General features: G+C 73.5%; 17 protein-coding genes and 1 pseudogene. 13 read left to right on the top strand and 5 right to left on the bottom strand.

Features of this window, described 5'->3' with window-relative positions:
- The first annotated feature begins 215 nt into the window (after positions 1 to 215).
- From B073_RS0116520 to B073_RS0116500, 5 genes are all read left to right on the top strand, one after another.
- Positions 216 to 1,142, top strand: coding sequence for an LLM class F420-dependent oxidoreductase (locus B073_RS0116520; protein ID WP_018539197.1), 927 nt, complete (start codon positions 216 to 218; stop codon positions 1,140 to 1,142).
- Positions 1,143 to 1,448: 306 nt separating this feature from the next.
- Complete coding sequence (locus tag B073_RS0116515; protein WP_037811884.1) at positions 1,449 to 3,644, top strand: MMPL family transporter; 2,196 nt, start codon at positions 1,449 to 1,451, stop codon at positions 3,642 to 3,644.
- A 65-nt stretch (positions 3,645 to 3,709) separates the two neighbouring features.
- On the top strand, positions 3,710 to 4,378 hold the full coding sequence (locus tag B073_RS0116510) for a hypothetical protein (protein WP_018539195.1): 669 nt from the start codon (positions 3,710 to 3,712) through the stop codon (positions 4,376 to 4,378).
- Between the two features lie 253 nt (positions 4,379 to 4,631).
- Positions 4,632 to 4,823, top strand: a complete 192-nt coding sequence (locus tag B073_RS0116505) for a hypothetical protein (protein WP_018539194.1) — start codon at positions 4,632 to 4,634, stop codon at positions 4,821 to 4,823.
- Between the two features lie 79 nt (positions 4,824 to 4,902).
- Positions 4,903 to 7,995 carry a helix-turn-helix transcriptional regulator gene (locus B073_RS0116500; RefSeq protein ID WP_018539193.1) on the top strand — a complete coding sequence of 1,031 codons (3,093 nt, stop codon included), beginning with the start codon at positions 4,903 to 4,905 and terminating at the stop codon, positions 7,993 to 7,995.
- Between the two features lie 64 nt (positions 7,996 to 8,059).
- Here B073_RS0116500 and B073_RS47165 read toward each other — a convergent pair whose 3' ends face one another.
- The 3 genes and pseudogenes from B073_RS47165 to B073_RS0116485 form a co-directional block, all read right to left on the bottom strand.
- The gene (locus B073_RS47165) at positions 8,060 to 8,233 is read right to left on the bottom strand and encodes a DUF6191 domain-containing protein (RefSeq protein WP_018539192.1); all 174 of its coding nucleotides are present in this window, start codon (positions 8,231 to 8,233) and stop codon (positions 8,060 to 8,062) included.
- A gap of 74 nt (positions 8,234 to 8,307) precedes the next feature.
- Positions 8,308 to 9,519, bottom strand: a complete 1,212-nt coding sequence (locus B073_RS0116490; protein ID WP_202486930.1) for a PQQ-dependent sugar dehydrogenase — start codon at positions 9,517 to 9,519, stop codon at positions 8,308 to 8,310.
- A gap of 378 nt (positions 9,520 to 9,897) precedes the next feature.
- A pseudogene (locus B073_RS0116485) lies at positions 9,898 to 10,938 on the bottom strand (aldo/keto reductase).
- Between the two features lie 88 nt (positions 10,939 to 11,026).
- On the opposite strand from B073_RS0116485, the gene B073_RS0116480 reads away from it, so the two are divergent.
- The 7 genes from B073_RS0116480 to B073_RS40135 all read left to right on the top strand — a co-directional run bounded on the left by B073_RS0116480 (position 11,027) and on the right by B073_RS40135 (position 21,582).
- Complete coding sequence (locus B073_RS0116480; protein WP_018539189.1) at positions 11,027 to 12,019, top strand: 2-hydroxyacid dehydrogenase; 993 nt, start codon at positions 11,027 to 11,029, stop codon at positions 12,017 to 12,019.
- Positions 12,020 to 12,293: 274 nt separating this feature from the next.
- Complete coding sequence (locus tag B073_RS40140) at positions 12,294 to 15,212, top strand: putative bifunctional diguanylate cyclase/phosphodiesterase (RefSeq protein ID WP_420706441.1); 2,919 nt, start codon at positions 12,294 to 12,296, stop codon at positions 15,210 to 15,212.
- 233 nt (positions 15,213 to 15,445) lie between these two features.
- Positions 15,446 to 17,317 (top strand): acetolactate synthase large subunit, encoded by a 1,872-nt coding sequence (locus B073_RS0116470; protein ID WP_018539188.1) that lies wholly within the window; start codon positions 15,446 to 15,448, stop codon positions 17,315 to 17,317.
- Between the two features lie 51 nt (positions 17,318 to 17,368).
- A complete protein-coding gene (gene ilvN, locus B073_RS0116465) occupies positions 17,369 to 17,893 on the top strand; it encodes an acetolactate synthase small subunit (protein WP_018539187.1) in 525 nt (174 codons plus the stop codon).
- A 102-nt stretch (positions 17,894 to 17,995) separates the two neighbouring features.
- Entirely contained in the window at positions 17,996 to 18,994 is a 999-nt protein-coding gene (ilvC, locus tag B073_RS0116460; protein WP_018539186.1) for a ketol-acid reductoisomerase, read from the top strand.
- A gap of 294 nt (positions 18,995 to 19,288) precedes the next feature.
- A complete protein-coding gene (gene serA / locus B073_RS0116455; RefSeq protein WP_018539185.1) occupies positions 19,289 to 20,893 on the top strand; it encodes a phosphoglycerate dehydrogenase in 1,605 nt (534 codons plus the stop codon).
- A gap of 335 nt (positions 20,894 to 21,228) precedes the next feature.
- Positions 21,229 to 21,582 carry a PRC-barrel domain-containing protein gene (locus B073_RS40135; RefSeq protein ID WP_018539184.1) on the top strand — a complete coding sequence of 118 codons (354 nt, stop codon included), beginning with the start codon at positions 21,229 to 21,231 and terminating at the stop codon, positions 21,580 to 21,582.
- A gap of 25 nt (positions 21,583 to 21,607) precedes the next feature.
- Here the strand turns inward: B073_RS40135 and B073_RS0116445 are convergent, their stop codons facing one another.
- Both B073_RS0116445 and B073_RS0116440 read right to left on the bottom strand, forming a co-directional pair.
- Positions 21,608 to 23,335: a TIGR03767 family metallophosphoesterase gene (locus B073_RS0116445; RefSeq protein ID WP_026247447.1), complete on the bottom strand. Its 1,728-nt coding sequence runs from the start codon at positions 23,333 to 23,335 to the stop codon at positions 21,608 to 21,610.
- Positions 23,336 to 23,644: 309 nt separating this feature from the next.
- Positions 23,645 to 24,892 carry a PucR family transcriptional regulator gene (locus B073_RS0116440; protein WP_018539182.1) on the bottom strand — a complete coding sequence of 416 codons (1,248 nt, stop codon included), beginning with the start codon at positions 24,890 to 24,892 and terminating at the stop codon, positions 23,645 to 23,647.
- 207 nt (positions 24,893 to 25,099) lie between these two features.
- Between B073_RS0116440 and B073_RS0116435 the strand changes: the two genes are divergently transcribed.
- On the top strand, positions 25,100 to 26,026 hold the full coding sequence (locus tag B073_RS0116435) for a proline dehydrogenase family protein (RefSeq protein ID WP_018539181.1): 927 nt from the start codon (positions 25,100 to 25,102) through the stop codon (positions 26,024 to 26,026).
- The last annotated feature ends 155 nt before the right edge of the window (positions 26,027 to 26,181 follow it).

Below are 26,181 nucleotides of genomic sequence, written 5' to 3'. Positions count from 1 at the left end.
GGCGCGGGCGCGGGCCAGGCTCGCCCGGGCCTCCGCCCGTAGGCGAGCGGGGAGTTGCCTCGCCACGATGCCGGGGGCGCGGAGCCGGGGAACGCCGAAGTTTTTCTTCGGGGGCGGAATGCCGTGGCCCGTCCCGGCGCTGTCACCGGAGAAGGATCAAGGACGGCGGCAGGAGCGGCAGCAGCGGCGCCCGCCGGAGAGCGGAGGAGTGGGGCATGGCGCAGCAGAACGTTCCGGTGCCGGGGCCGCGGGAGGTCGCCGCGCGGATCGGCCGGGTCGGGATCTGGCACGGCGGACTGGGCCGGGCGTCGGCCGCGGCCGCGCGGGAGTTCGCGGCCGGGGTGGAGCGGCTGGGGTACGGGGCGCTGTGGTTCGGCGAGGCCCAGTCCACCAAGGAGGCGTTCGCCCACGCCGGGCTGCTGCTGGCCGCCACCGAGCGGCTGACCGTCGCCACCGGCATCGCCAACATCTGGGTCCGGGACGCCACCGCGATGAACGCCGGCGCGCACACCCTCGCCGAGGCGTACGACGGCCGGTTCCTGCTGGGCCTGGGCGCCAGCCACGCCCCGCAGGTCACCGGGCGCGGCCACACCTACGCCAGGCCGCTGGCCGCGATGCGCGCGTATCTGGACGCGATGGACCGGGCCGAGTACGGCGCTCCGGTGGCCACGGCGCCCGCCCGGGTGCTCGCCGCGCTGGGCCCGAAGATGCTGGAGCTGGCCGCGGAGCGGGCGGCGGGCGCGCACCCGTACTTCGTCACGCCCGAGCACACCGCCCGGGCCCGTGAGGTGCTGGGCGCCGCCCCGCTGCTCGCCCCCGAGCAGGCGGTGCTGCTGGAGACCGACCCGTCCCGGGCCCGGGCCCTGATCCGCGAGCACCACCTCGGCTTCTACCTCGCCCTGCCCAACTACGTGAACAGCCTGCGCCGGCTGGGCTTCGAGGACGCCGACTTCGCGGACGGCGGCAGCGACCGGCTGGTCGACGCGATCGTGGCGTGGGGCGACGTGGACGCGATCCGGGACCGCATACGGGCGCACCACGACGCGGGCGCCGACCATGTGGCGCTCCAGCCGGTCACCGCCGGCGGCGATCTCGGGCTCGGGCAGCTGCGGGAGCTGGCGCCGGCGCTGCTCGGTTCCTGACGCACGGCGGCGACGTCGGGGGCATGCGGGGGAGGGGAGCAGGGGCGGAAAGTCCGTTAAGGGGCTTTTGGTGGGCGTAACCGCCCGATAAACAAGCAGGGTTGGCTCCTCGGCGTTCTCTGTGGGGAAGTCCACAAAGAGGACAAAGGATCTTTTCGGGCTGACACCCTGCACTCGGAAGCGGGTCCGCCGCGTCGGCGCACGGCCGCGGCGGACCCGCGCCGTCCCCGTTCCGCAAGCCCTGTCCGTCCGCGTTCGGCACCACCCGCTCCCGGGAGTTTTCGGCGCACAACCGGGAAGCAGCCCGTGACCGCTCTGGCTCGCTGGTGCCTCAGGCGCCGCCTCGTGGTGATCCTCCTCTGGCTCGCCGCCTTCACCGGGACGGCCGCCGCGGCGGGCCTGGCCGGGTCCGCGTACTCCACCGACTACGCGGTCCCCGGCACCGAGTCCGGGCAGGCCGGCGCGCTGCTGGCGAAGGCGTTCCCGGACCGCGCCGGCGACACCGACACCGTCGTCTGGCACACCGCCACCGGCAGCGTCCGCGCCGCCGACGTCCGCACCACCATGGAGCGCACGCTCGCCGACGTCGCCGAGCTGCCCGGCGTCGCCGCCGTCCAGAGCCCCTACGCGCCCGGCGGCGGCCGGCAGATCAGCCACGACGGGCACACCGCCTACGCCGCGGTGACCTTCCGCGCCTCGCCCGACGACCTGTCCCCGGCGCAGGCCGGCGCGGTGGTCCGGACCGCGCGGGCGGCGGCCGGCGGCGGCCTCCAGGTCGAGGTCGGCGGTTCCGGGGCCGCCCTCACCCAGGCACCACAGGAACGGCTGCCGGAGCTCATCGGGCTGGCCGCGGCGGCCGTGGTGCTCTTCCTCGCCTTCGGATCGCTGGCCGCGACCCTGCTGCCGATCATCACCGCGCTGGCCGCCGTCGGCACCGCCGCCGCCGGGATCAGCCTGCTCGGCCACGCCATGACCGTCGCCGACTTCGCGCCGATGCTGGGCATGCTGATCGGCCTCGGCGTGGGCATCGACTACGCGCTGTTCATCGTCACCCGGCACCGCAAGGGGCTGCGCGCCGGCCTCACCGTCCAGGAGTCCGCGGTGCGCGCGGTGGCGGTGTCCGGGCGCGCGGTGGTCTTCGCCGGCGCCACCGTCTGCATCGCCCTGCTCGGCATGCTCACCCTGCGGCTGGGCTTCCTCAACGGGGTCGCGCTGGCCGCCTCGCTCACCGTCGTCCTCACCGTCGCCGCCTCCGTCACCCTGCTGCCCGCGCTGCTCGGCCTGATCGGGACCCGGGCGCTGGGCCGCCGCGAGCGCCGCCGGCTGGCCGCCGAGGGCCCGCGGCCCGACCGGCGCACCGGCGCCGCCGCCCGCTGGGCCGGCTTCGTCGCCCGCCGCCCCAAGCTCCTCGGCGCCGTCGCCGCCGCCGTGATGGTCGCCCTGGCGCTGCCCACCCTCGGCCTCCGCCTCGGCACCTCCGACCAGGGCAACGACCCCGCGACCAGCACCACCCGCAAGGCGTACGACCTGCTGGCGGACGGCTTCGGGCCCGGCTTCAACGGGCCGCTGACCCTGGTCGGTTCCCTGGACGGCGCCACCGACCGGCTCGCCTTCGACAAGCTCCCCGGCACCCTCCGGCACACCCCCGGCGTCGCCCAGGTCGGCGGCCCGGAGTTCGACGGGGGCCACGCCACCGGCGTGATCACCGTCGTACCGGACAGCGCGCCGCAGTCCCGGCGGACCTCCGACCTGGTCGACCGGCTGCGCGGCACGGTGCTGCCGGCCGCCGCCGACGGCACCACGCTCCGGGTGCGGGTCGGCGGGGTCACCGCCGGCTACGACGACTTCGCCGCCGTCATCGTCGGCAAACTGCCGCTCTTCATGGGCGTGGTGATCGGCCTCGGCTCCGTCCTGCTGCTGCTCGCCTTCCGCAGCGTCGGCATCCCCGTCAAAGCCGCCCTGATGAATCTCGCGGCGGTCGCCGCCTCGTTCGGGATCGTCGTGGCGGTCTTCCAGTGGGGGTGGGGGAGCGAGGCGCTGGGCCTGGGCAGCGCCGGCCCGATCGAGCCGTTCCTCCCGGTGATCATGGTCTCGGTGCTCTTCGGGCTCTCCATGGACTACCAGGTCTTCCTGGTCAGCCGGATGTACGAGGAGTGGCGGCGGACGGGCGACAACCGGCGGGCCGTACGCGTCGGGCTCGCCGAGACCAGCCGGGTGATCAACTCGGCCGCGGTGATCATGATCGCGGTCTTCGCGGCCTTCGTCCTCAGCGGCGACCGGATCATCGCCATGTTCGGGATCGGCCTCGCCGCGGCGGTCGCGCTGGACGCCTTCGTCCTGCGCACCCTGCTGGTACCCGCCCTGATGCACCTGCTGGGCGGCGCCAACTGGTGGCTGCCGGCCTGGCTGGACCGCCGCCTGCCGCACCTGAGCATCGAACCGCCGCCGGAGCCCGCCGCACCCGCCCCGCCGGCGGACGACCGGCCCCCGGTGGCGGTCTGACGCCCGGAGCGGGCCGCGGGCCGGTTCTCATCGGACTCTCAGACGCGGCACCTACGGTCGCGCCCATGGGAACGACGACCGACAAGCGAACCGACGACGAGCCGATCAAGGAAGCGACGCACAAGAACGGGGAGACCGAGGACGGGGCGGCCGGCCCGCCCGCCGAAGGCGCCGGAGCCGACGAGGCCAAGGCCGGCACCACCGCCGGCCGGACCGCGACCGCCGCGGAATCCGGCACCGGCACCGACAAAGCCGCCGACACCGACACCGCCGCCGAGAACGACAACGACAAGGCCGACGCCGAGCACGAGGCCGACGCCCCGGAGGAGGAGCCCGAGCCCACCCGGTCCGGTGCCGCCGCCGGCGCCGGCGCGGTGGTCGCGGCCGGGCTCGGCCTCGCCTCCGTCACCGGCACCTGGCTCGGCACCCTGCTCGCCGAACGCCAGACGCTGCTGGGCCAGATCAAGCTCCAGTCCGGCAAGGCCACCGACCAGATCGCCACCCTCTACGGCGCCCCCTGGCACACCACCGCCCTGGTCAACGGGGTGTTCGCGGTGCTCGCCATGCTCGTCGCCGCGGTGGTGCTGACCGGCCGGCGCAGCACCTGGGCGCGGGCCGTGGCCTGGGGCGGACTGGCGCTCGGCCTCCTCGGGCTGCTGGTCTCGGCGGGCATGTACCTCGACCTGTTCGCGAGCCTGCCGAGCCTGCCTAAGGCACCGGGCGGCGGCGCCTGAGCCGCTCCTAAGGCCGGCGGCGGGCGCGCCTAAGGCGCCCGGGGCGCGGCGGCGGATTTCTCAGGTCCCGCACGCCCCCGGGCGCGGGATTCTGAGCCCCCGGCCGCCCGCCGCCCCCGGTTTCTCGGCCCCGCCACGGCCCGAAGATCGGGAACTCTCCCGATGTGGCGGACCCCCCTGGGCGACGAGAGTGGTGGTCGAAGGCGCCGGGCGACCGGCCCGGCGCCACCACCGCGTCCCAAGGGGAGCCACCATGTACGCCTCCGAACTCGAACTCCGGGTCCGCTACGAGGAACTGCGTCGCGAGGCCGACCGCCACCGCCTGGCGCGCGAGGCCGCCCGCGCGCCGCGGGCCACCGCCCGCTCCGGGGAGGACGAACCCGGAGGGCGGGTGAGTGCGGGCCGGGGCCGGCGGTGGGGGCGCGTCCGGCGCGCCGCCGCCTGACCGCACCCGGACCGTGGACACCACAGGGGCAGTTGTGGGTGTGCCGCACACCACTGCCGGAGTGTCGGACCCCTGTGCGATGCTCGGCACCGTGGAGAGCAGACCCCTCAGTCCCGTTTTCGTCGGCCGCGCGGCCGAAGTCGCCGAGCTGGGCGACGCGCTGGCGCGGGCCGCGGCGTCCCGCGAGCCGCAGGCCCTGCTGATCGGGGGCGAGGCCGGAGTCGGCAAGACCCGCCTCGTCGAGGAGTTCTGCGAGACGGCCCGCGCCCGCGGCGCCCACGTCGCGCTCGGCGGCTGCATCGAGATCGGCTCCGAGGGCCTGCCGTTCGCCCCCTTCTCCTCGATCCTGCACAGCCTCAACGCCCAGCTCCGGGACGAGCTGGCCACCGCCGTCTTGGGCCAGGAGGGCGAACTGGCCCGCATCCTGCCGGAGTTGGGCGAGCCGGCGGGCGAGTCGGGCAACGAGGAGCTGGGCCGGGCCCGGCTCTTCGAGCTGACCGCCCGCCTCCTGGAGCGGCTCGCCGCCCAGCGCACCCTCGTCATCCTCGTCGAGGACCTCCACTGGGCCGACCGCTCCACCCGCGAGCTGCTCGCCTACCTCCTGCGCACCCTCCACGACGCCCACATCCTCCTCGTCGCCACCTACCGCTCCGACGACATCCACCGCCGCCACCCGCTGCGCCCGTTCCTCGCCGAGATCGACCGGATGCGCACCGTCCGCCGCATCGAGCTGGACCGCTTCAACCGCGACGAGGTCCGCTCCCAGATCGCCGGCATCCAGGGCGGCGAGCCCGAGGAGGACACCGTCGACCGGGTCTTCAAACGCTCCGAGGGCAACGCCTTCTTCGTCGAGGAACTGGCCCGCAGCCTCGCCGACGGCTGCGTCTACGGCCTCAGCGACCCGCTGCGCGACCTGCTGCTGGTGCGCGTCGAGGCGCTCCCCGAGGACGCCCAGCGGGTGGTGCGGATCGCCGCCGAGGGCGGCTCCACCGTCGAGCACGAACTCCTCGCCGCCGTCTGCCAGATGCCCGAGGACGACCTCATCGAGGCGCTCCGGGCCGCCGTCGGCACCAACACCCTGATCCCCACCCAGGACGGCACCGGCTACCGCTTCCGGCACGCCCTGGCCCGCGAGGCCGTCGTCGACGACCTCCTGCCCGGCGAGCGCACCCGCCTCAACCGCCGCTACGCCCTCGCCCTGGAGACCGACCCGTCCCTGGTCCGCTCGGAGGTCTGCGCCACCCGTCTCGCCAGCTACTGGTACAAGGCCCACGACGCCGCCAAGGCGCTGCCCGCCGTCCTCGCCGCCGCCGTCCAGGCCCGCCGCCGGCACGCCTACGCCGAGCAACTGCGGCTGCTGGACCGCGCCCTGGAGCTGTGGGACGACGCGCCCCCCGAGGTCCGCCAGGGCGTGCGCCCGGTCGACTACGCCGAGGCGTACCCGGCCTGCGGCTGCGACGACGACGCCCTGCGCTTCCTGGACCTGCTCGCCGAGATCGCGGTGGCCGCCCGGCTCTCCGGCGACGGCGAGCGCGCCTTCACCATCACCAAACGCGCCCTGCGCGCCCTGCGCTCCGAGAACGACCCCCTGCGCACCGCCTGGTTCCTGGTGCAGCGCTCCCGGCTCTGCCAGGGCACCGGCCGCGGCGACGGCTGGGAGGACCTGGGCCGGGCCCAGGAGCTGATGCGCGGCCTGCCGCCGTCCTCCGTGCACGCCACGGTCATGGCCGCCGTCGCCAGCTGGCAGATGCTCCACGAACCGGGCCCCGGCACCTTCACCACCGCCGAACGGGCCGTGGAACTGGCCCGGTTGGTGGGCGACGAGGAGGCCGAGCTGAACTCCCGGGTGACGCTGGCGGGGCTGCGGGTGGACGCCGGGGACGTCGAGGGCGGCCTCGGCGAGTTCCGCACCGTCCTCGACCGCGCCGTGCAGGGCGGCTACTTCGCCGTCATCGGCCGCGGCCACATCAACCTCCCGGGCACCCTCGAAGGCGTCGGCCGGTCCCGCGAGGCCGTCGAGGTCACCGAGCAGGGCGTCGAACTCGCCACCCGCTACGGCCTGAAGAACACCGCCAGCTGGGTGCTGAGCAACCGCGCCGAGTCGCTCCAGTCCCTCGGCCGCTGGGCCGAGGCCGGCCGGGCCGCCGCCGACGCCCGCCGCCTCGCCCAGGACCACCGCGCCATCGCCCTGGCCGCCAGCCGGCTCACCGGCCTGGCCCTGGACGAGGGCGACCTCGCCGCCGCCGAACGCGAACTGGCCGTCGCCCAGGAGCACTACGGCACCCACGACCCCCAGCTGCAGCACGCCCTGCCCATGGCCCGGCACGCCCTGCGCCTCGCCGCCCGCCAGGGCCGCATCCTCGACGCCCGCGCCATCCTCGTCCGGTCCGCCCTGGAGGCCGGCTCCGCCCCCGGACTGCACCGCTACGCCTGGCCGCTGCTGTGGGCGGCGGCCGCCGCCGAGTCCGACGCCCGCGGCCTGCCCGCCGCCGCCCCCGACCGGCCCGGGATCCTCGCCCGCATCCGCGCCGCCGCCAAGCGGCTGGCCCGGCTCTCCCCGGTGTGGGACGCCTACGGCACGGCGGTCGAGGCCGAACTCCGCCGCGCCGAGGGCCGGGAGTCGCCCGACGCCTGGGCCGAGGCGGTCGCCGCCTTCGAGCCGCTGGAGCGGCCGCACGAGCTGGCCTGGTGCTGCCGCCGCTGGGCCGAGTCCCTGCTGCACGGCACCGAGCGCGCCACCGCCGGCCTCGACCGCCGCACCCCGCGCGAGGCCGCCGTACTGCTCCTCGGCCAGGCCCACACCGCCGCCGTCGAGATGGGCGCCCGCCCCCTGATCGGCGAACTCGAACTCCTCGCCCAGCGCGCCCGGATACCCCTCCCCGACCGGACGACACCGGCCGCGGCGAACGGCCCCGCGGCCGCCGCACCACCGTCCGCCGCCGAGACCCTCGGCCTGACCCCCCGCGAGCGGGACGTGCTCCGCCTCGTCGCCGACGGCCGCAGCAACCGCCAGATCGCCGACGCACTGTTCATCTCACCGAAGACCGCCAGCGTCCACGTCTCCAACATCCTCGCCAAACTGGGCGTCTCCGGCCGCGGCGAGGCAGGCGCCGTAGCCCACCGCCTCCGCCTCTTCGCCGACCCCTCACCCACCATGGAACCGGCCACCTGACACCACCGGCCGGCCCGCAGACACCGAGGCCACCCTCACAGGCAACGGGCCGCCCACGGCTGGATCACGACTGCTGCCCCTGCGCCGCCCGGACGACCACCACCCCGGACGCCAGGTCGATCGGCCCCTTCCCCGGATCCTCGTCCCCGACGTCGTCCACCACCAGCGTCATCCGCTGCCGCTCCTCGTCGGTGTGCTTCCGGCCGGGCGCGAACAGCTCTTCCACGACGTTGAACACGATGCCCCCTTCGGCGTGACCACTGGTCCACCCGTCCCCGCCACCGAGTCTAAGCAGCCGCCCCGCAAAAGGGATCAGCTCACCTCCAGACGGAGAATCCGGTCATCCCCCTTGCGGGGTGTGCCGCGCCCGTCCGTATTGCTCGTGACCAGCCACAACGCCCCGTCACCGGCCGCCACCACGGTCCGCAGCCGCCCGTACGCGCCCGTCAGGAACGCCTGCGGTGCCGCCACCGGCCGCGTCCCGTTCAGCGGGATCCGCCACAGCCGCTCCCCGCGCAGTGAGGCCATCCACAGTGAGCCCCTGGCGTACGCGAGCCCGCTGGGCGAGGCGTCCGCCGGCTTCCACACCACCACCGGATCGGCGTACCCCGCGGGGACCGAACCGCCCTTCCGCTTCCCCTCGACCTGCGGCCAGCCGTAGTTCCGCCCCGGCTCGATCAGATTGAGCTCGTCCCAGGCGTTCTCCCCGAACTCCGAGGCCCACAGCCGCGTCCCGCCGTCCCAGGCGAGCCCCTCCACATTGCGGTGCCCGTAGTCGTACACCACCGAGTCCGCCTCCGGGTTGCCGTGCGCCGGCTCGCCGTCCGGGGTCATCCGCAGGATCTTCCCGGCCGTCGAGCCCTTGTCCTGCGCCGGCGCCTTGTCACCGGTGTCGCCGGTACTCGCGTACAGCATCCGGTCCGGGCCGAACGCGAGCCGCCCGCCGTTGTGGATCCGGCCCCGCGGGATGCCCTTGAAGACGGTGTTGGGCGCGCCCAGCTGATTGCCGGGCTCCCGCCGCTCGTCGTAGATCATGCGCGCGATGCGGTTGTCGGACGCCGTGGTGAAGTACGCGTACACCTGGTGGTCGGTGCCGAACGACGCGGGCACCGCGAGCCCCAGCAGCCCGCCCTCGCTCCCCGGTTCCACCCCCGGGACCGACCCCAGCTCGGTGACCTTCCCGCCGTGCGCGGCCACCCGCACGATCCGCCCGCTGTCCCGCTCACCGACCAGCAGATCCCCACCCGGCAGCACGGCCACGCCCCACGGCGACTTCAGCCCCCCGGCCAACGTCCCGGTGACCCGCACGGCCCCCTTGGCAGGCGCCACCACACCGGACACCGACGGCCGCGGCGAGCCCGCCCCCACAGACGCCTCCGGCCGCCCACCCGCCGCACCGACGCCACCCCCACCGGCCGAACACCCGGCCCCCACAACCAGCGAAACGGCGACCAACACCACACTCCGCAAACGGCGTTGCACGACAGCAGCCCTCTCGTCGACGACGCCCCAAGAACACCACATCCCACCCCCGCCCACACGCCGCAACCCACCCGCACAGCACCACTTACGCCAGCCCCCACCCACCGGATCTCCACCCACCCACGGGAGGTGACGGGCCTCCGGGGTAGGGGTGTGCCGGACGTAAAGCGAAGCAGTCCGGCACACCCCTACCCCGGAGGCCCGTCACCGCACCCAACAGCCCCGCGCAGCGGCTCCGCGCCGCAGGCCACGGCGGGGAAACCCGACAACGTGGGAAGCCAGCCCCGCGCAGCGGCTCCGCGCCGCAGGCCACGGCGGGGAAACCCGACAACGTGGGAAGCCAGCCCCGCGCAGCGGCTCCGCGCCGCAGGCCACGGCGGGGAAACCCGACAACGTGGGAAGCCAGCCCCGCGCAGCGGCTCANTNCCNGGNCNCCAAAGCCCCCGGCAGCCCCCCGATCTCCCGCAGATCCGCCGGAGCCAACACCAGCCCCGCCGCATTCGCGTTCTGCACCGCCCACCGCTCCTTCTTCGTCCCCGGCACGGGGACCACATGGCGTCCCTGGGCCAGCACCCACGCCAGCGCCACCTGCCCGGGGGTGGCCCCGTACCGGGCGCCGACCCGCCGCAGCCCGGCCACCACCGGCTGGTTGGCGGCCATCATCTCGGCGGTGAAACGCGGGTGCCGGGCCCGTATGTCCTCCGGCTCGAAGCCCTGACCGGGGGTGAGCGTGCCGGTCAGGAAGCCGTTGCCCAGCGGCATCGCGGCCAGGAACCCGACCCCGCGCGACTCGCACCACGGCAGCAGCTCCACCAGCGCCTCCGGAGACCACACCGACAGCTCCGCCTGCACGCTGCTCACCGGGAACACCTGCTGGATGCGCTCCAGTTGACGCAGTGTCCCGGTGTGCATCCCCGAGGGGCCCGGGACCCGGGTACCGGGCGTGGCCCGGCCCGCCCGGAGGGCACGCGGAGGCCGGGCGGCGCGCGCTCCCACCGCGGACAGCCCCAGCGACCGCACCTTCCCGGCGGCCACCAGCTCCGCCATCGCCCCCCAGGTCTCCTCGATGGGCACCTCGGGGTCGGCGCGGTGGAGTTGGTAGAGGTCGATGCGGTCGGTCCGGAGCCGGCGCAGCGAGGCGTCGCAGGCGCGCTTGATGTACCCGGGCCGCCCGTTGGCGACGATGTGCTGGTCCCCGGCCAGCAGCCCGCACTTGGTCGAGACGAAGGCGTCCTCCCGCCGCTCCTTGAGCACCCGCCCCACCAGCAACTCGTTGGTGAACGGGCCGTACATGTCGGCGGTGTCCAGCAGGCTGCACCCCCGGTCGAGCGCGGCGTGCAGTGCCCGCAGCGACCCCTCCTTGCTGCGCTGCGACGCGCTGTACCCCCAGCTCATCGGCATGCAGCCGAGGCCGATCGCGCCGACCTCCAGGGCCGCCGCGCCGATTGTCCTGCGCTCCACCTGGTCGTGCCTCCGTCCCCTCGCCCCCGATCAAGGGCCAGACCAAACTAACGTCTGAACCAAACGTCTCTTCGCATAGCCTCGGGCCATGGCAACAGCAGCACCGCACCCGGCCTCCGGCGACGTCTGGCTCCCGATCCCGCCCGAGGAGATCGACGGTCTCCCCGAGGGCCTCGACTACGTCCACTGGGACGCCGGTCCCGAGTACCCCGCCGACCCCGCCCGCTGCGTCTTCTACGCGGTCCCCTACATGAAGCCCTCCGACGTCTGCCTGCGTCCGCTGGCGCGGATGAGCCGGGTGCGCGTGGTGCAGGCCCTCACGGCCGGGATCGAGAACCTGCTCCCGGGGCTCGACCGCATGCCGCCCGGCGCCCGGTTGTGCAACGCCCGCGGACTGCACGACGCCAGCACCGCGGAGCTGGCGCTGACCCTGACGCTGGCATCGCTGCGCGGTGTCCCGGAGTTCGTCCGGGCCCAGGACGCGGGGGAGTGGCGGCCGGACTTCCGGCCGGCGCTCGCCGACAAGTCGGTCCTCATTGTGGGCTATGGTTCGATCGGCAGTGCCATCGAGGACCGGCTCACGGCTTTTGAATGCGCGCGGGTGACGCGCATCGCGCGCACCGCCCGTGACACTGTGCGCGGTCCGGTGCATCCACTCTCCGAGCTGACCGCCCTCCTGCCCGCCGCAGACGTCGTCATTCTCGCCGTTCCGCTCACCGAGCACACCCGTGGCCTGGTAGGACGCGATTTCCTGGCCCGGATGAAGGACGGCGCACTCCTGGTGAACGTCGCCCGGGGAGCGGTCGTCGACACCGCCGCGCTGCTCGCGGAGACCGCGTCGGGACGGCTGCGCGCGGCCCTCGACGTCACCGATCCGGAACCCCTGCCCGCCGGTCACCCGCTGTGGCACGCTCCCGGCGTGCTCGTCACTCCACACGTCGGGGGCCCCAGCTCTGCCTTCCTGCCCCGTGCGAAGCGGCTGCTGCGCGGTCAGTTGGCGCTTTTCGCGGCCGGCGAGCCGGTCCGGAACGTCGTCGCCACCGCACCGGAATCCGGAGTTGATCGCTCTACGAGGCCGTAGGACTGCTCTCTGTGTCTACAAATCCCTAGATGGTCACGCTCTGTAGAGGCGCTATGTCCCTGAGTGACGGATCTGGTGTATCGTCCCGAGCGGGGATGCGCCGGGATCGTCACGGCGCGATACGAAAGATCCGGAACCGAGGGGGGCGACGGGCGATGTACTGCCGATGGATGATCCGCGAGACACGCGATCCACGACCGCCCGCAGCGATGCCGCCGGGACCCCGCACGCACCGTTCCCGACGCGGCCCGGCACGGATGAACGGGAGAGCACGGTGAGCGCCCCGGGGGCGATGCTCTCCCGGTCGCCCGCACAGGTCGGTGGCGCGCCGAACCCGGTGCCCCAGGTCGCGCTGGCCGTCGTCTGCGGCGCCTACGCCGTCGGCTCCGCGATGGGCTGGGGATCGCCGCGACTCGCCGCGATCATGGGGGACTTCGGGCTCAGCCTGGCCGCCCTCGCCGCCGCCGTCTCCTGCGGCCTGTACGCCCGCAGGTACGCCACGCCCTTCCGCCCCGCCTGGGTGCTGTTCGCCGTCTCCTCCGGGATGGCCGGCCTCGGCAACGGCGTCTGGGGCTGGTACGAGGTCGTCCGGGGGGCCACCGTCCCCAACCCCTCGCTGGCCGACTTCTGCTTCCTGCTGTTCGCGCCGCCGGCCATCGTCGGCCTGCTGGTGCTCGCCAAGCGGCCGGTGACCAGGGCCGGTTGGGTCTGCCTCGGGCTCGACGCCTGGCTGATCGCCGGCTCGCTGCTGACGCTGTCCTGGAGCCTCGCGCTCGCGCACACCGCGCACTCCCAGGGCCGCACGGTCGCCCAGAGCGCCCTCTCGCTGGCCTACCCGCTGCTGGACATCGTGCTGGTCAGCATGGTCCTGGCGCTGCACTTCCGGCGCTCCTCGGTGCACCGCTCGGCGATCAACACCGCCATCGCGGCCCTGGCGCTGACGGTGCTGTGCGACGCGCTGTTCAGCTCCCCGCTGCTGCACGACCACTACCGCTCCGGCCAGATCCTGGACGCCGGCTGGTTCGCCGGCTCGATGCTCTTCGCGTACGCCCCGTGGGTGGGCCGCCGGACCGCCGCGGCGACCGCCGCCGAGGGCCGCGGCCCCGGGGCGCGCCGTCCGCAGCCGTCCGGCAGCCGCCCCATCGCCGGCTCGCTGGCCGCCCTGACCCCGTATCTGGCCGCCGCCGTCTGCACGTTGGGCATCCTCACCAACGTCCTGGACGGGCGCCGCATCGACCGCGTGGTGCTCTTCACCGGCTGCACGGTCGTGCTGGCCCTGGTCGTCCGGCAGGGCATCATGCTGCTCGACAACATCACCCTCACCCAGGAACTCGCGCAGCAGGAGAACCACTTCCGCTCCCTGGTGCAGGGCTCCAGCGACGTCATCATGATCGCCGCGCCGACCGGTGTGCTGCGCTACGTCAGCCCCGCCGCCGCCGGGGTCTACGGCCGCGACGCGGAGGAACTGGTCGGCTCCGAGCTGGCCTCGCTGATCCACCCCGAGGACCTGGGCCGGGTGGTCCATGAGGTCCGCCGCTTCCTCGCCGCCTCGCCCGAGGCCGAGCCGACCACCCGGATCGAGTGCCGCTTCCGCGCCGGCGGGAAGCGCGCCGGCGGTGGGGGCACCTCCCGCTCGAGCGAAGCCGAGAGTGGGGGAGGCTGGCTGAACGTCGAGTCCACGGTCAACCGCCACCACGGCGGCCTGATCTTCAACTCCCGCGACGTCACCGAGCGCGTCCGGCTCCAGGCCCAGCTCCAGCACAACGCCTCGCACGACGCGCTCACCGACCTGCCCAACCGCGCGCTCTTCACCGAGCGGGTCACCAAGGCCGTCACCGGCCGCCGGGCCAGCGACCACGACACCGCCGTGCTCTACATCGACCTCGACGGCTTCAAGCAGGTCAACGACACCATCGGCCACCAGGCGGGCGACGAGCTGCTGATCCAGGCGGCCCGCAGGCTCGCCGAGTCGGTGCGGGCCGGCGACATAGCGGCCCGGCTCGGCGGCGACGAGTTCGCCGCCCTCATCACCGGTGACGGCACCCGCGACCGCGCCGCCCGGGAGTTCCGCATCCTGGAGATCGCCGACCGGCTGCGCGTCCGGCTGTCCGAGCCCTACCGCATCGACGGCCGGGACGTCCGGGTCGCGGCCAGCATCGGCGTCGCCTTCGCCGAACCAGGCGTCAGCCCCGCGGGCCTGCTGCGCAACGCCGACCTGGCGATGTACCGCGCCAAGCAGGCCGGCAAGGGCCGCGTCGAGCTCTACGCCCCGCAGATGCAGGACGAGGTCGCGCACCGCGCCGAGCTCGTCGGCAAGCTCCGCACCGCCCTCCAGGACGGCGAGTTCGCGCTGCTCCACCAGCCGGTGGTCGAGCTGGCCGGCGGCCGGATCACCGCGGTCGCCGCGCACGCCCGCTGGCGGTCCGCCGAGGGCATCCTCTTCACCCCGGCCGAGTTCCTGCGGGTCGGCGACCGCGGGCGGCTGACCGACGAGGGCGGCGAGCGCGCCGCCGAACTCGGCCGCTGGCAGCTGGAGGAGGCCGTGGAACAGGCCGCCGCCCGGCACCGCGCGGGCCACCAGGTCCCGGTCGCGGTCCGGCTCTCCGCGCGGCGCCTGCTGGACCGCGCGCTCACCCCGAAGGCCATCGAGGCGCTGCTCGCCCGGCACGGCCTCCCCTCGGGCGCGCTCGTCCTGGAGTTGTCCGAAAGCGACCCCCGGATCCCGCTCGACGACCTGGAGCGCCGGCTGGCCGCGCTGCGCCGGCTGGGCGTACGGATCGCACTGGACGGCAGCGGGTACGCCGCGATGACCGCGCTGCGCCGACTGCCCATCGACGTCCTGCGGCTGGACCGCGGGCTGATCGACGGCATGGTGGAGTCCGCCCGGCTGCACAAGATCACCGCCGGGATGCTGCGGATCGCCGCCGACCTCGGCATGCAGTCGGTCGCGGAGGGCGTGGACCTGCCCGAGCAGGTGCTGGTACTGCGCGCGATGGGGTGCACACACGGCATGGGCCTGGCTTTCTCCGGGCCGCTGGAGGAGCCCCGGCTGCGCCGCGCGCTGACCCGCGGCAGCTACCCGGTGCCGGATCTGACCGGCCAGGGCAGGGCGGTGGTGCTCAGCGGCAGCCGTCCGGTCGGGCGCTCCACCCCGGCCGGTGACGCGGAGGCATCCCCCGTTGCGCCCAAATAGTGAGACCTCCGTCCCACCCACTTGACACTCGGTGCACAGGAGGGGGAGGGTCAGTGCCATGCGCACCCGAATTCTCGTACTTGGAAAGCGCGTCGGCTGAAGCTGGGCCCCTGACGAACCCAGCTGACCACACCGGCGCGCTCCCCTCGCTTGCCTCACGGCACGAGGGGTTTTTTGTTGCACAGCAACCTCACAAACCCCGACAAAACCCTCAGCTTCGAGAAGAGACGCAGATGACCGAGCAGGCCAACGGGGCCCACCATCCGCAGCCGCGGGCCCGTCACACCGGCGGATCGCAGCAGCCCGCGACCGTCGAGCACGTCACGGGTGCGCAGTCCCTCATCCGCTCGCTGGAGGAGGTCGGGGCCGACACCGTGTTCGGCATCCCCGGCGGTGCGATCCTCCCCGCGTACGACCCGATGATGGACTCCTCGAAGGTCCGGCACGTGCTGGTGCGGCACGAGCAGGGCGCGGGACACGCCGCCACCGGATACGCCCAGGCCACCGGCAAGGTCGGGGTCTGCATGGCGACGTCCGGGCCGGGCGCCACCAACCTCGTCACCCCGATCGCCGACGCGCACATGGACTCCGTCCCGCTGGTCGCGATCACCGGCCAGGTCTCCTCCAAGTCGATCGGCACGGACGCCTTCCAGGAGGCGGACATCTGCGGCATCACCATGCCGATCACCAAGCACAACTGGCTGGTCACCGACCCCGCCGAGATCCCCCGGACGATCGCCGAGGCGTTCCACGTCGCCTCCACCGGCCGCCCCGGCCCGGTCCTGGTCGACATCGCCAAGGACGCCCTCCAGGCACAGACCACCTTCGTCTGGCCGCCCCAGACCGACCTGCCCGGCTACCGCCCCGTCACCAAGCCGCACGCCAAGCAGATCCGCGAGGCCGCCCGGCTGATCGCCGAGTCCAAGCGCCCGGTGCTCTACGTCGGTGGCGGCGTCCTCAAGGCCGGCGCCACCGCCGAGCTGAAGGTGCTCGCCGAGCTGACCGGCGCCCCGGTCACCACCACCCTGATGGCACTGGGCGCCTTCCCCGACAGCCACCCCCAGCACCTGGGCATGCCCGGGATGCACGGCTCGGTCACCGCCGTCGCCGCGCTGCAGAAGGCGGACCTGCTGATCACCCTCGGCGCCCGCTTCGACGACCGGGTCACCGGCAAGCTGGACTCCTTCGCCCCGTACGCCAAGGTCGTGCACGCCGACATCGACCCGGCGGAGATCGGCAAGAACCGCGCCGCGGACGTGCCGATCGTCGGGGACGCCCGCGAGGTCATCGCCGACCTGATCGTCGCGGTCCAGGCCGAGCACGAGGCGGGGCACAAGGGCGAGGCCGCCCGAACGGGATACGCAGCCTGGTGGAAGGACCTCAACCGCTGGCGGGAGACCTACCCGCTGGGCTACGACCTCCCCGAGGACGGCAGCCTCTCCCCGCAGCAGGTCATCGAGCGGATCGGCAAACTCGCCCCGGCCGACACGATCTTCGCAGCGGGCGTCGGCCAGCACCAGATGTGGGCCGCCCACTTCATCGACTACGAACAGCCCGCCACCTGGCTGAACTCCGGCGGCGCCGGCACCATGGGCTACGCCGTGCCCGCTGCGATGGGCGCCAAGGCCGGCCGGCCGGAGCGCACCGTCTGGGCGATCGACGGCGACGGCTGCTTCCAGATGACCAATCAGGAACTCGTCACCTGCGCGCTGAACAACATCCCGATCAAGGTCGCGATCATCAACAACGGCGCGCTGGGCATGGTCCGCCAGTGGCAGACCCTCTTCTACAACCAGCGCTACTCCAACACCGTGCTGCACAGCGGCCCCGAGGACGTCAACCCCGAGGCCAAGGGCACCCGCGTCCCCGACTTCGTCAAGCTGGCCGAGGCGATGGGCTGCGCCGCACTGCGCTGCGAGGACCCCGCGGAGCTGGACAAGGTCATCGAAGAGGCCAACGCCATCAACGACCGCCCGGTGGTGGTCGACTTCATCGTCCACGAGGATGCCCAGGTGTGGCCGATGGTCGCGGCCGGCACCTCCAACGACGAGGTCATGGCCGCCCGGGGCGTGCGTCCCGACTTCGGCGACAGCGAAGACGACTGAGGCCAGGACATCGCCGACGTCACGGACGCACGGAAGAAGAGAGAAGACGACATGTCCAAGCACACCCTCTCCGTCCTGGTGGAGAACACCCCCGGCATCCTCGCCCGGATCGCCGCGCTGTTCTCCCGCCGCGGCTTCAACATCGACTCGCTGGCGGTCGGGGTCACCGAGCACCCCGACATCTCCCGCATCACCATCGTGGTCAGCGTCGAGTCGCTGCCCCTGGAGCAGGTCACCAAGCAGCTCAACAAGCTCGTCAACGTCCTGAAGATCGTCGAACTGGAGCCGGGCGCGGCCATCCAGCGCGAACTGGTCCTGGTGAAGGTCCGCGCCGACAACGAGACCCGCTCGCAGATCGTCGAGATCGTGCAGCTCTTCCGCGCCAAGACGGTGGACGTCTCGCCGGAGGCCGTGACGATCGAGGCGACCGGGTCCAGCGACAAGCTGGAGGCGATGCTCCGGATGCTGGAGCCCTTCGGCATCAAGGAACTGGTGCAGTCCGGCACCATCGCCATAGGCCGCGGCGCCCGGTCCATCACCGACCGCTCGCTGCGCGCACTGGACCGTACGGCCTGATTCCGCCGGTCCGTTCGGACCGTATGGCGAGACCCCCCGACCTTCCCTTCCCCGCCCGACATACTGTGTGGGCACCCCGCTAGATCCAAGGAGATACCCGAAGTGGCCGAGCTGTTCTACGACGACGACGCCGACCTGTCCATCATTCAGAACCGCAAGGTGGCGGTCATCGGCTACGGAAGCCAGGGTCACGCCCACGCGCTGTCCCTGCGCGACTCGGGCGTCGACGTGCGCGTCGGTCTGCACGAGGGCTCCAAGTCCCGGGCCAAGGCCGAGGAGCAGGGCCTGCGCGTGGTGACTCCCGCCGAGGCGTCCGCCGAGGCCGACGTCATCATGATCCTGGTGCCGGACCCGATCCAGGCCAAGGTCTACGAGGAGTCCATCAAGGACCACCTCAAGGACGGCGACGCGCTGTTCTTCGGGCACGGCCTGAACATCCGCTACGGCTTCATCAAGGCCCCGGCCGGCGTCGACGTCTGCATGGTCGCCCCCAAGGGCCCGGGCCACCTGGTCCGCCGTCAGTACGAGGAGGGCCGCGGCGTGCCGTGCATCGCGGCCGTCGAGCAGGACGCCTCGGGCAAGGCGTTCGAGCTGGCGCTCTCCTACGCCAAGGGCATCGGCGGCACCCGCGCCGGCGTCATCAAGACCACCTTCACCGAGGAGACCGAGACCGACCTCTTCGGTGAGCAGGCGGTCCTCTGCGGCGGCGCCTCGGCGCTGGTCAAGGCCGGCTTCGAGACCCTGGTCGAGGCGGGCTACCAGCCCGAGATCGCGTACTTCGAGTGCCTCCACGAGCTGAAGCTGATCGTGGACCTGATGTACGAGGGCGGCCTGGAGAAGATGCGCTGGTCGGTCTCCGAGACCGCCGAGTGGGGCGACTACGTCACCGGCCCGCGGATCATCACCGACGCCACCAAGGCCGAGATGAAGAAGGTGCTCGCCGAGATCCAGGACGGCACCTTCGCCAACAACTGGATGGCGGAGTACAACGCCGGCCTGCCGAAGTACAACGAGTACAAGAAGGCCGACGAGGACCACCTGCTGGAGACCACCGGCAAGAAGCTGCGCAAGCTGATGAGCTGGGTGGACGACGAGGCGTGAGCCGTGGGACGGGGGGTCGCGACACTGTGCGCGGCCCCCTCGTCCGTGTGCCGCCGCACCCCCGCGCCGACCGGCCCGTCCGCCGCCGTGTCCGCCGCCTTGTCCATCGCGTAGAACCACGCATGGGTGATCCTTACGCTCCGGCACAGACCGTGCCGTGCCCCGCCACTACACTGCTCGACACAAGCGCGTCAGGCTCACAGCGTCGTGCGTCTTCCACGCGGCATTCCCCCTTACCGCCTTCGGCCGTCGGGACGGCCGTCCGCGAAGGTACTAGTGAGGACTGAAGACCACGTGAGCACTGCCAACCCGGGTAAACCCGTTGTACTGATCGCCGAGGAGCTGTCGCCGGCCACCGTCGACGCCCTCGGTCCGGACTTCGAGATCCGGCACTGCAACGGCGCCGACCGCGCCGAGCTGCTGCCCGCCATCGCCGGCGTCGACGCCGTTCTCGTACGCAGCGCGACCAAGGTCGACGCCGAGGCGATCGCCGCCGCCGGGAAGCTGAAGGTGATCGCCCGGGCCGGCGTCGGCCTGGACAACGTCGACGTCTCCGCCGCCACCAAGGCCGGCGTGATGGTCGTCAACGCCCCGACCTCCAACATCGTCACCGCCGCCGAGCTGGCCTGCGGTCTGCTGGTCGCCACCGCCCGCAACATCCCGCAGGCCAACACCGCGCTGAAGAACGGCGAGTGGAAGCGCAGCAAGTACACCGGCGTCGAGCTGAGCGAGAAGACCCTCGGCGTGGTCGGCCTGGGCCGGATCGGTGTCCTGGTCGCCCAGCGGATGTCCGCCTTCGGCATGAAGGTCGTGGCCTACGACCCCTACGTCCAGCCGGCCCGCGCCGCCCAGATGGGCGTCAAGCTGCTGACCCTGGACGAGCTGCTGGCGGTCTCGGACTTCATCACCGTCCACCTCCCCAAGACGCCCGAGACCCTCGGCCTGATCGGCGACGAGGCGCTGCACAAGGTCAAGCCGAGCGTCCGGATCGTCAACGCCGCCCGCGGCGGGATCGTCGACGAGGAGGCGCTGGCCAGCGCGCTCAAGGAGGGCCGGGTGGCCGGCGCGGGCCTCGACGTGTACGCCGTCGAGCCCTGCACCGACTCGCCGCTCTTCGCCTTCGACCAGGTCGTGTGCACCCCGCACCTGGGCGCCTCCACCGGCGAGGCGCAGGAGAAGGCCGGTATCGCGGTCGCCAAGTCGGTGCGGCTGGCGCTCGCCGGCGAGCTGGTGCCGGACGCGGTCAACGTCCAGGGCGGCGTGATCGCCGAGGACGTCAAGCCGGGGCTGCCGCTGGCCGAGCGGCTGGGCCGGATCTTCACCGCGCTGGCCGGCGAGGTGGCGATGCGCCTCGACGTCGAGGTGTACGGCGAGATCACCCAGCACGACGTCAAGGTGCTCGAACTCTCCGCGCTCAAGGGCGTCTTCGAGGACGTCGTCGACGAGACGGTGTCCTATGTCAACGCCCCGCTGTTCGCGCAGGAGCGCGGCGTCGAGGTGCGGCTGACCACCAGCAGCGAGTCGCCCGAGCACCGCAACGTGGTCACCGTCCGCGGCACCCTCGCGAGCGGCGAGGAGGTGTCGATCTCCGGCACCCTGGCCGGCCACAAGAACGTCCAGAAGGTCGTGGCGGTCGGCGACCACTCGATCGACCTCGCGCTCGCCGACCACATGGCGTTCCTGCGCTACACCGACCGCCCCGGCGTGGTCGGCACCGTCGGCCGGATCCTGGGCGAGGCGGGCATCAACATCGGCGGCATGCAGGTCGCCCGGGCCGATGTCGGCGGCGAGGCGCTGGTCGTGCTGACGGTCGACGACACCATTCCGGCGAGCGTGCTGGCCGAGATCTCCGACGAGATCGGCGCGACCTCGGTGCGCGCGGTGAACCTCACCCACTGAGCCACCGGTTCGCGCAGGTCAACGGGCCCGGTCCCCGCTTCGGCGGGGGCCGGGCCCGCGGCCGTCCGGGCGTCGTACGGTCTTGTACGGGCCTCGTGCGGGGTGCGCAGAGGGGGCCCGGGTCCGCTCGACCCGTTCGAGGATTCACTCGAACGGGGGAGTGGAGCCCGGAGGCGGGCGCCCCGCCGGGGCCGTCGCACGGGTGCCGCGGCCCGGCCGGCACCGGACCTCCCGAGTCGCCGCCGCGGCGGGCCGGGCGCGCAATGGGAACTGCGCGCGCGAGGGACCCGGCGCGTGCCCTGGTGGAGCCGGTGCGCGGAAGGAGGCGGGACGCCATGAACGCACCCCTGGGTGACACTCCGCAGAGCCTGACCGGACTGCGGGTGGTGGACGCGGAGGGCGCCAAGGTCGGCGTCGTCCAGCAGGTCTACCGGGACGACGCGACCGACGAGCCCGAGTGGATCACCGTACGGACCGGGCTGTTCGGGCTGAGGGAGAGCTTCGTGCCGCTGGCCGGGGCCCGGCGGGCCGGCGACGAACTGCATGTCCCGCATTCCAAGGGGACGATGAAGACGGCACCGAGGATCGACGCCGAGGGCCATCTCGGCCCGTCCGAGGAGGAGCGGCTCTACCGGCACTACGGGCTGCTCCGGCCGGGACCGGCGGGGCCGCCCGGTCCGGAGGGCTGACAGGCCGGCGCGGCCCCCGGCCGGCTCACTTCCCGGGGCGGGTCAGCAGCAGCTCGGTGTTGTGGTCGGCGGCGGTGCCGAGCTTGGCGTCCGGTGTGGCGTAGGGGTCGTTGTAGGACAACTCGCGGTAGAGCGCGGCGAGTCCGGCGTCGGAGGTGTCGGTGACGGACGTGGTGTACGGGGCGGCGGACTCGATGAGCGTGGTGAACAGCGACAGTGTGCCGTCGCCGTTGTCGGCCAGCTCGATGATCCGGGCGTGCTGCGGGAAGTCCACGTGCGAGGCGGTGTTGATCTCCCAGAAGGCGCGCTCGGGCACGGCGTGGGCGTGCGGGGTGATGCGGTTCTCGTGGGTGTGGCCGTTCACCCAGGCGACCACGTTGGGATAGCGCTGGAGCAGGGCGACCAGGGCCTTGCCGTCGTGCCGGGCCTCGAAGGGCCGGTACGGGTCGGGCAGCAGATTGCCCATGGTGGCGCTGGTGTGGTGGCTGAACAGCATGATCAGGGAGTCGCCCCCGCGGCCGCGCACCGTACGGCCGTCGGCGTCGTACCAGCGGCTGCTGTGCTCCTGCAGCACCGACTCCAGCCAGCGCAGCTGCGCCGTGCCCAGTGAACCGTCCGCCCAGCCCGCGCGGTTGGTGGTGTCCAGGCTGATGCCCAGGACGCCCTCGGCCATCGGGAAGGTGTAGTAGAGGCGGCCGCTGGCCGCCGCGTCGGAGGTGAAGCCGTGGCCCACCGGGCCCTCGCCGGTGTACGCCGGGTCCAGATGGGCCCTGGCGAACTCGGCCGGGGTGAACGGGTGGCGCCGCTCGTCCGGGGTGACCTTGCGGATCGCGCCGCCGTCGGTCAGCAGGGCGCCGAGCAGCGCCGCGGCCTGCGCCGGGTCGTGCTTGAGGGCGTCCGCGAGCCGGGCCGCGGTGGCGTCGTCGCAGCCCTCCAGCTTCCGGTCGCCGGTGTAGAGCTCGCCCAGCAGCCCGAGGTCGGGCAGGGTGCCCTCGATGCTGTCGTCGTGGTTGCCGACCGTGGTGTACCAGGGGACGGCCAGGCCCGGTGCGGTGAACGGGCGGGCCGCGCCCGACAGGAAGCCCGGTATCTGCGGCAGCCCCTTGGCCTTGTAGGCGTCCCGCAGCGCCGACTCGGGGTTCCAGTACGCCGCGTTGCCGGAGTTCTGCACGCCTTCGTAGCGCCGGGGGTCGCCGCTGCTGGGGGTGATCCGGCCGCCGCTCATCACCGTCAGATACCAGTCGAGCTCGATCCGCTCGTGGTTGTCGGTGTTGTCGCCGGTGGCCATCACCGAGCCGAACGGCAGCCCGGTGTACGGGCCCCGGCGCACCGCGTTGACCCGCTCGACGAGCGAGGAGGCGCCGCGCACGGTCAGTGCCTCGTGCGGGCGGTGCGCGCTGTCGTTGAGCCCGGCCAGGAACTCGAACCGGACCGGCGACTCGACGTCCGCCAGATGCAGGTCGGTGAACTGCACGAAGGAGGCGAGGCCGGTCCGGCGGTCGTCCCGCCCGGCGCTCCCGGCGGCCAGCTCGCCGCGCACCACCAGCGGCCAACCCGGCCCGGCCGCCAGCCGCTTGTACGCCCCGGCGCCGACGGGGCGGGCGGCCTGCTCCAGGGTGGTGCCCTTGGTGCGCACGGCGCGCGCCGCGGTGACCGCCAGCGCCCGGTCGTAGGAGGCCGCCGACCACAGCGTGGCCCCCGCCACCGCGGCGGACAGTCTGGACACGAACTGGCGGCGGTTCATCCCGTGCATCAAATCCCCCTGGGGCTGCGGTACATGACGGCAGGCAGGGGTGCACCGCAAACCGGCCAGGCGGGCGGGCACCCTCGGACGGCGCACACGCTACTTGCCGGTAGTGGCCCGCAACAGGCCCTGTGGACAACGGGTTCATGGACATCAGGTGGCGTCCCGGGGCACTCCGGGACAACCGGCGGCCGCCGGCCGCCCCGCCCCGAACAGCCCGCCCCCACAGCCGAGTTCGCCGCCCGCCGCACCGCGCGAACCACGACCGCGCCACCGGCACCCCTCCCGCCGCGCCGCCCCCGCTGCCCGGCCACCGCCTCAGAGTCGCGCCGCCTTGAGCGCCATGTGGAGCAGCAGTCGGTCCGCGCCCTCGTCCAGGTCGAGGCCGGTCAGCTTCTCGACCCGGCCGAGGCGGTAGTAGAGGGTCTGGCGGTGGATGCCCAGCCGCTGGGCGGTGCGGCCGGCCTGGCCGGCGCAGTCCAGGAACGCCTCGGCGGTACGGGCGAGTTCGGCGTGTGCGGGGGCCAGCAGCGGGCCGGCCGCCGGGTCGGGCGCCGTGTCCGGGAGGCCGGTCAGCAGGCGGTAGGCGCCTATGCCGTCCCACTCGGCCACGGGGCCCAGCCGGGGCTCGGCGCGGGCGGCGCGGGCCGCGGCCAGCGCCTGCCGCCAGGAGGCCGGGAGCTCGGCCGGCTCACGGGTGGCGAGGCCGATCCCGGCGGCGCCGCGCGGGCCGCGCGCCCCGGCCGCCGCCGGAGTGCCGCCCGCCCGCGGGGAGCGCAGCAGATGCTCGGCGGCCGCGTGGGCCGGCGCCGGCGAGCCGGTCTGGCGCAGCCGGACCAGGCCGGCCAGCGCGGCGGCGGTGCCGGGGCCCGGCCGGTCCGGGTCCCCGACCGGGGCGGTGGGCAGCGGGCAGGCCGCGAGCAGCCCGGGCAGGCTCGGCAGGGGAGCGGTGTCGGTGCCGGCGGTGTCCCAGGGGAGGACCGCGACGAGGGTGAGCGGGGTGCCGGGGGTGAAGCGCAGGGTGTCCCGGAGGGCGTCGCGCAGCGCGGCCGCCGCCGCGGCCCGGCCGGAGACCGGGGACGTCAGCAACTCCCGCAGCACCTCGGCGAGTTCGTGGCCGGCCCGGGACTCGTCGGCCAGCAGGGCGCCGATCCGCGCGGCGGTCTCCATCGCCTGGGCCATCCGCGGGTCGGGCGGGGTGCCGGCGCCGCCCAGCTCCAGATCGGTCAGATGGCCGTCGTCCAGCAGCCAGACGTAGCCGTGCACCACGCCCCCGTGCCGCACGGGCAGGCAGATCCGGCCGCGGAAGACCCCGGCCGCCGGGTCCGGCGGAATCCGCAGCGGCGCGGTGGCACGGGCGATCCCGAACGCCTCGAACCACGCCCGCACCGCCGCCGAGGACCGCCGCTGGAGGATCGAACGGGTCCGCACCGGGTCCATGACCTCGTCGTCCTCGCCCTCGTGCGCGCCGAACGCGATCAGTCCGAAGTCCCGGTCCTCCAGCGTCGCCGGCGCACCGAGCGCCGCCGAGATCTCGTCCACCAACTGCTGGTAGTCGCCGCGCACCGCCGCCCCACCCCTCTCCTGTCACTGCCGTCGCCTGGCTCCCATTCTCATACATCTGTCTGAGATGCCGGCCACGAAGGCGTGACAGCTGTCGATGGCCGGAAAGTGGCGAGATCCTTAAATTTCAGGTGGCTCATCTTGCCGCCGCGAGCGCCCGATCGGCGCCCGCCCCGGCATTTTTGTCATCCTGAATCGTGGAGGTGCCCCATGCTGGGTCCCGTGCTCCTCGCCGCCGCGCGCAGCGACAGCATCCGCCGCGTCGTCGCGGCCGCTCCGGTCACCCGACCCGTGGTGGACCGCTTCGTCGCGGGCGAGCGCCTGGACGAGTCGATGGCGGCCGTACGGAACCTCGCCGCGCGCGGCCTGGAGGTCACCCTCGACCACCTCGGCGAGGACATCACCGACCCGGCCGAGGCGCTGCGCAACCGCGACGCCTACCTCCAGCTCGCCGCCGCCCTCAAGGAACTGGGGCTGGGCACCAGGGCCGAGATGTCGGTCAAGCTCTCCGCGTTCGGGCAGGCGCTGCCCGGCGGGCACGACCTCGCGCTGCGCAACGTCACTCCGGTGGTCGAGGCCGCCGCCGAAGCCGGCACGACCGTGACGCTGGACATGGAGGACCACACCACCGTCGACTCCACCCTCGCCGTCCTCGGAACGCTGCGCGAGCGGTTCCCCCAGACGGGCGCGGTGCTGCAGTCCTACCTCTTCCGCACCGAGGACGACTGCCGGGCGCTGGCCGGGGAAGGCTCCCGGGTGCGGCTGGTCAAGGGCGCGTACAAGGAGCCCGCGACGGTCGCGTTCCAGGACAAGCAGGAGGTCGACCGGGCCTATGTGCGCTGCCTGAAGATCCTGATGGCCGGGCAGGGCTACCCGATGATCGGGTCCCACGACCCGCGGATGGTCGCCATCGCCCAGGAGCTGGCACACCGCAACGGCCGCAAGCCCGCCGACTACGAGTTCCAGATGCTGTTCGGCATCCGCGAGGCGGAGCAGCGGCGGCTGGTGGAGGAGGGCCACCGGATGCGGGTCTACATCCCCTACGGAACGGACTGGTACGGCTACTTCATGCGGCGCCTCGCCGAGCGCCCGGCCAACCTGACGTTCTTCCTGAGGTCCCTGGCCACCCGCGGCTGAGGACCCCGGCCGACCGTCCCGGGACGACCCGTACGACTCTTTTGGCACCGTATGGGTGGATGCTGGACGGGGGAGCGCCTCCCGGGACGGCGCACGGACCGCCGGCCACCCCCGGCCACCCGCCGTGGCAGCGGCCTCGGCATGACCGACGTACA

This window comes from Streptomyces sp. MspMP-M5 (genome assembly GCF_000373585.1).
Taxonomy (GTDB): Bacteria; Actinomycetota; Actinomycetes; order Streptomycetales; family Streptomycetaceae; genus Streptomyces.
Note: the sequence above shows the minus strand (reverse complement) of the source record. Positions and strands in the feature narration are given on the sequence as shown.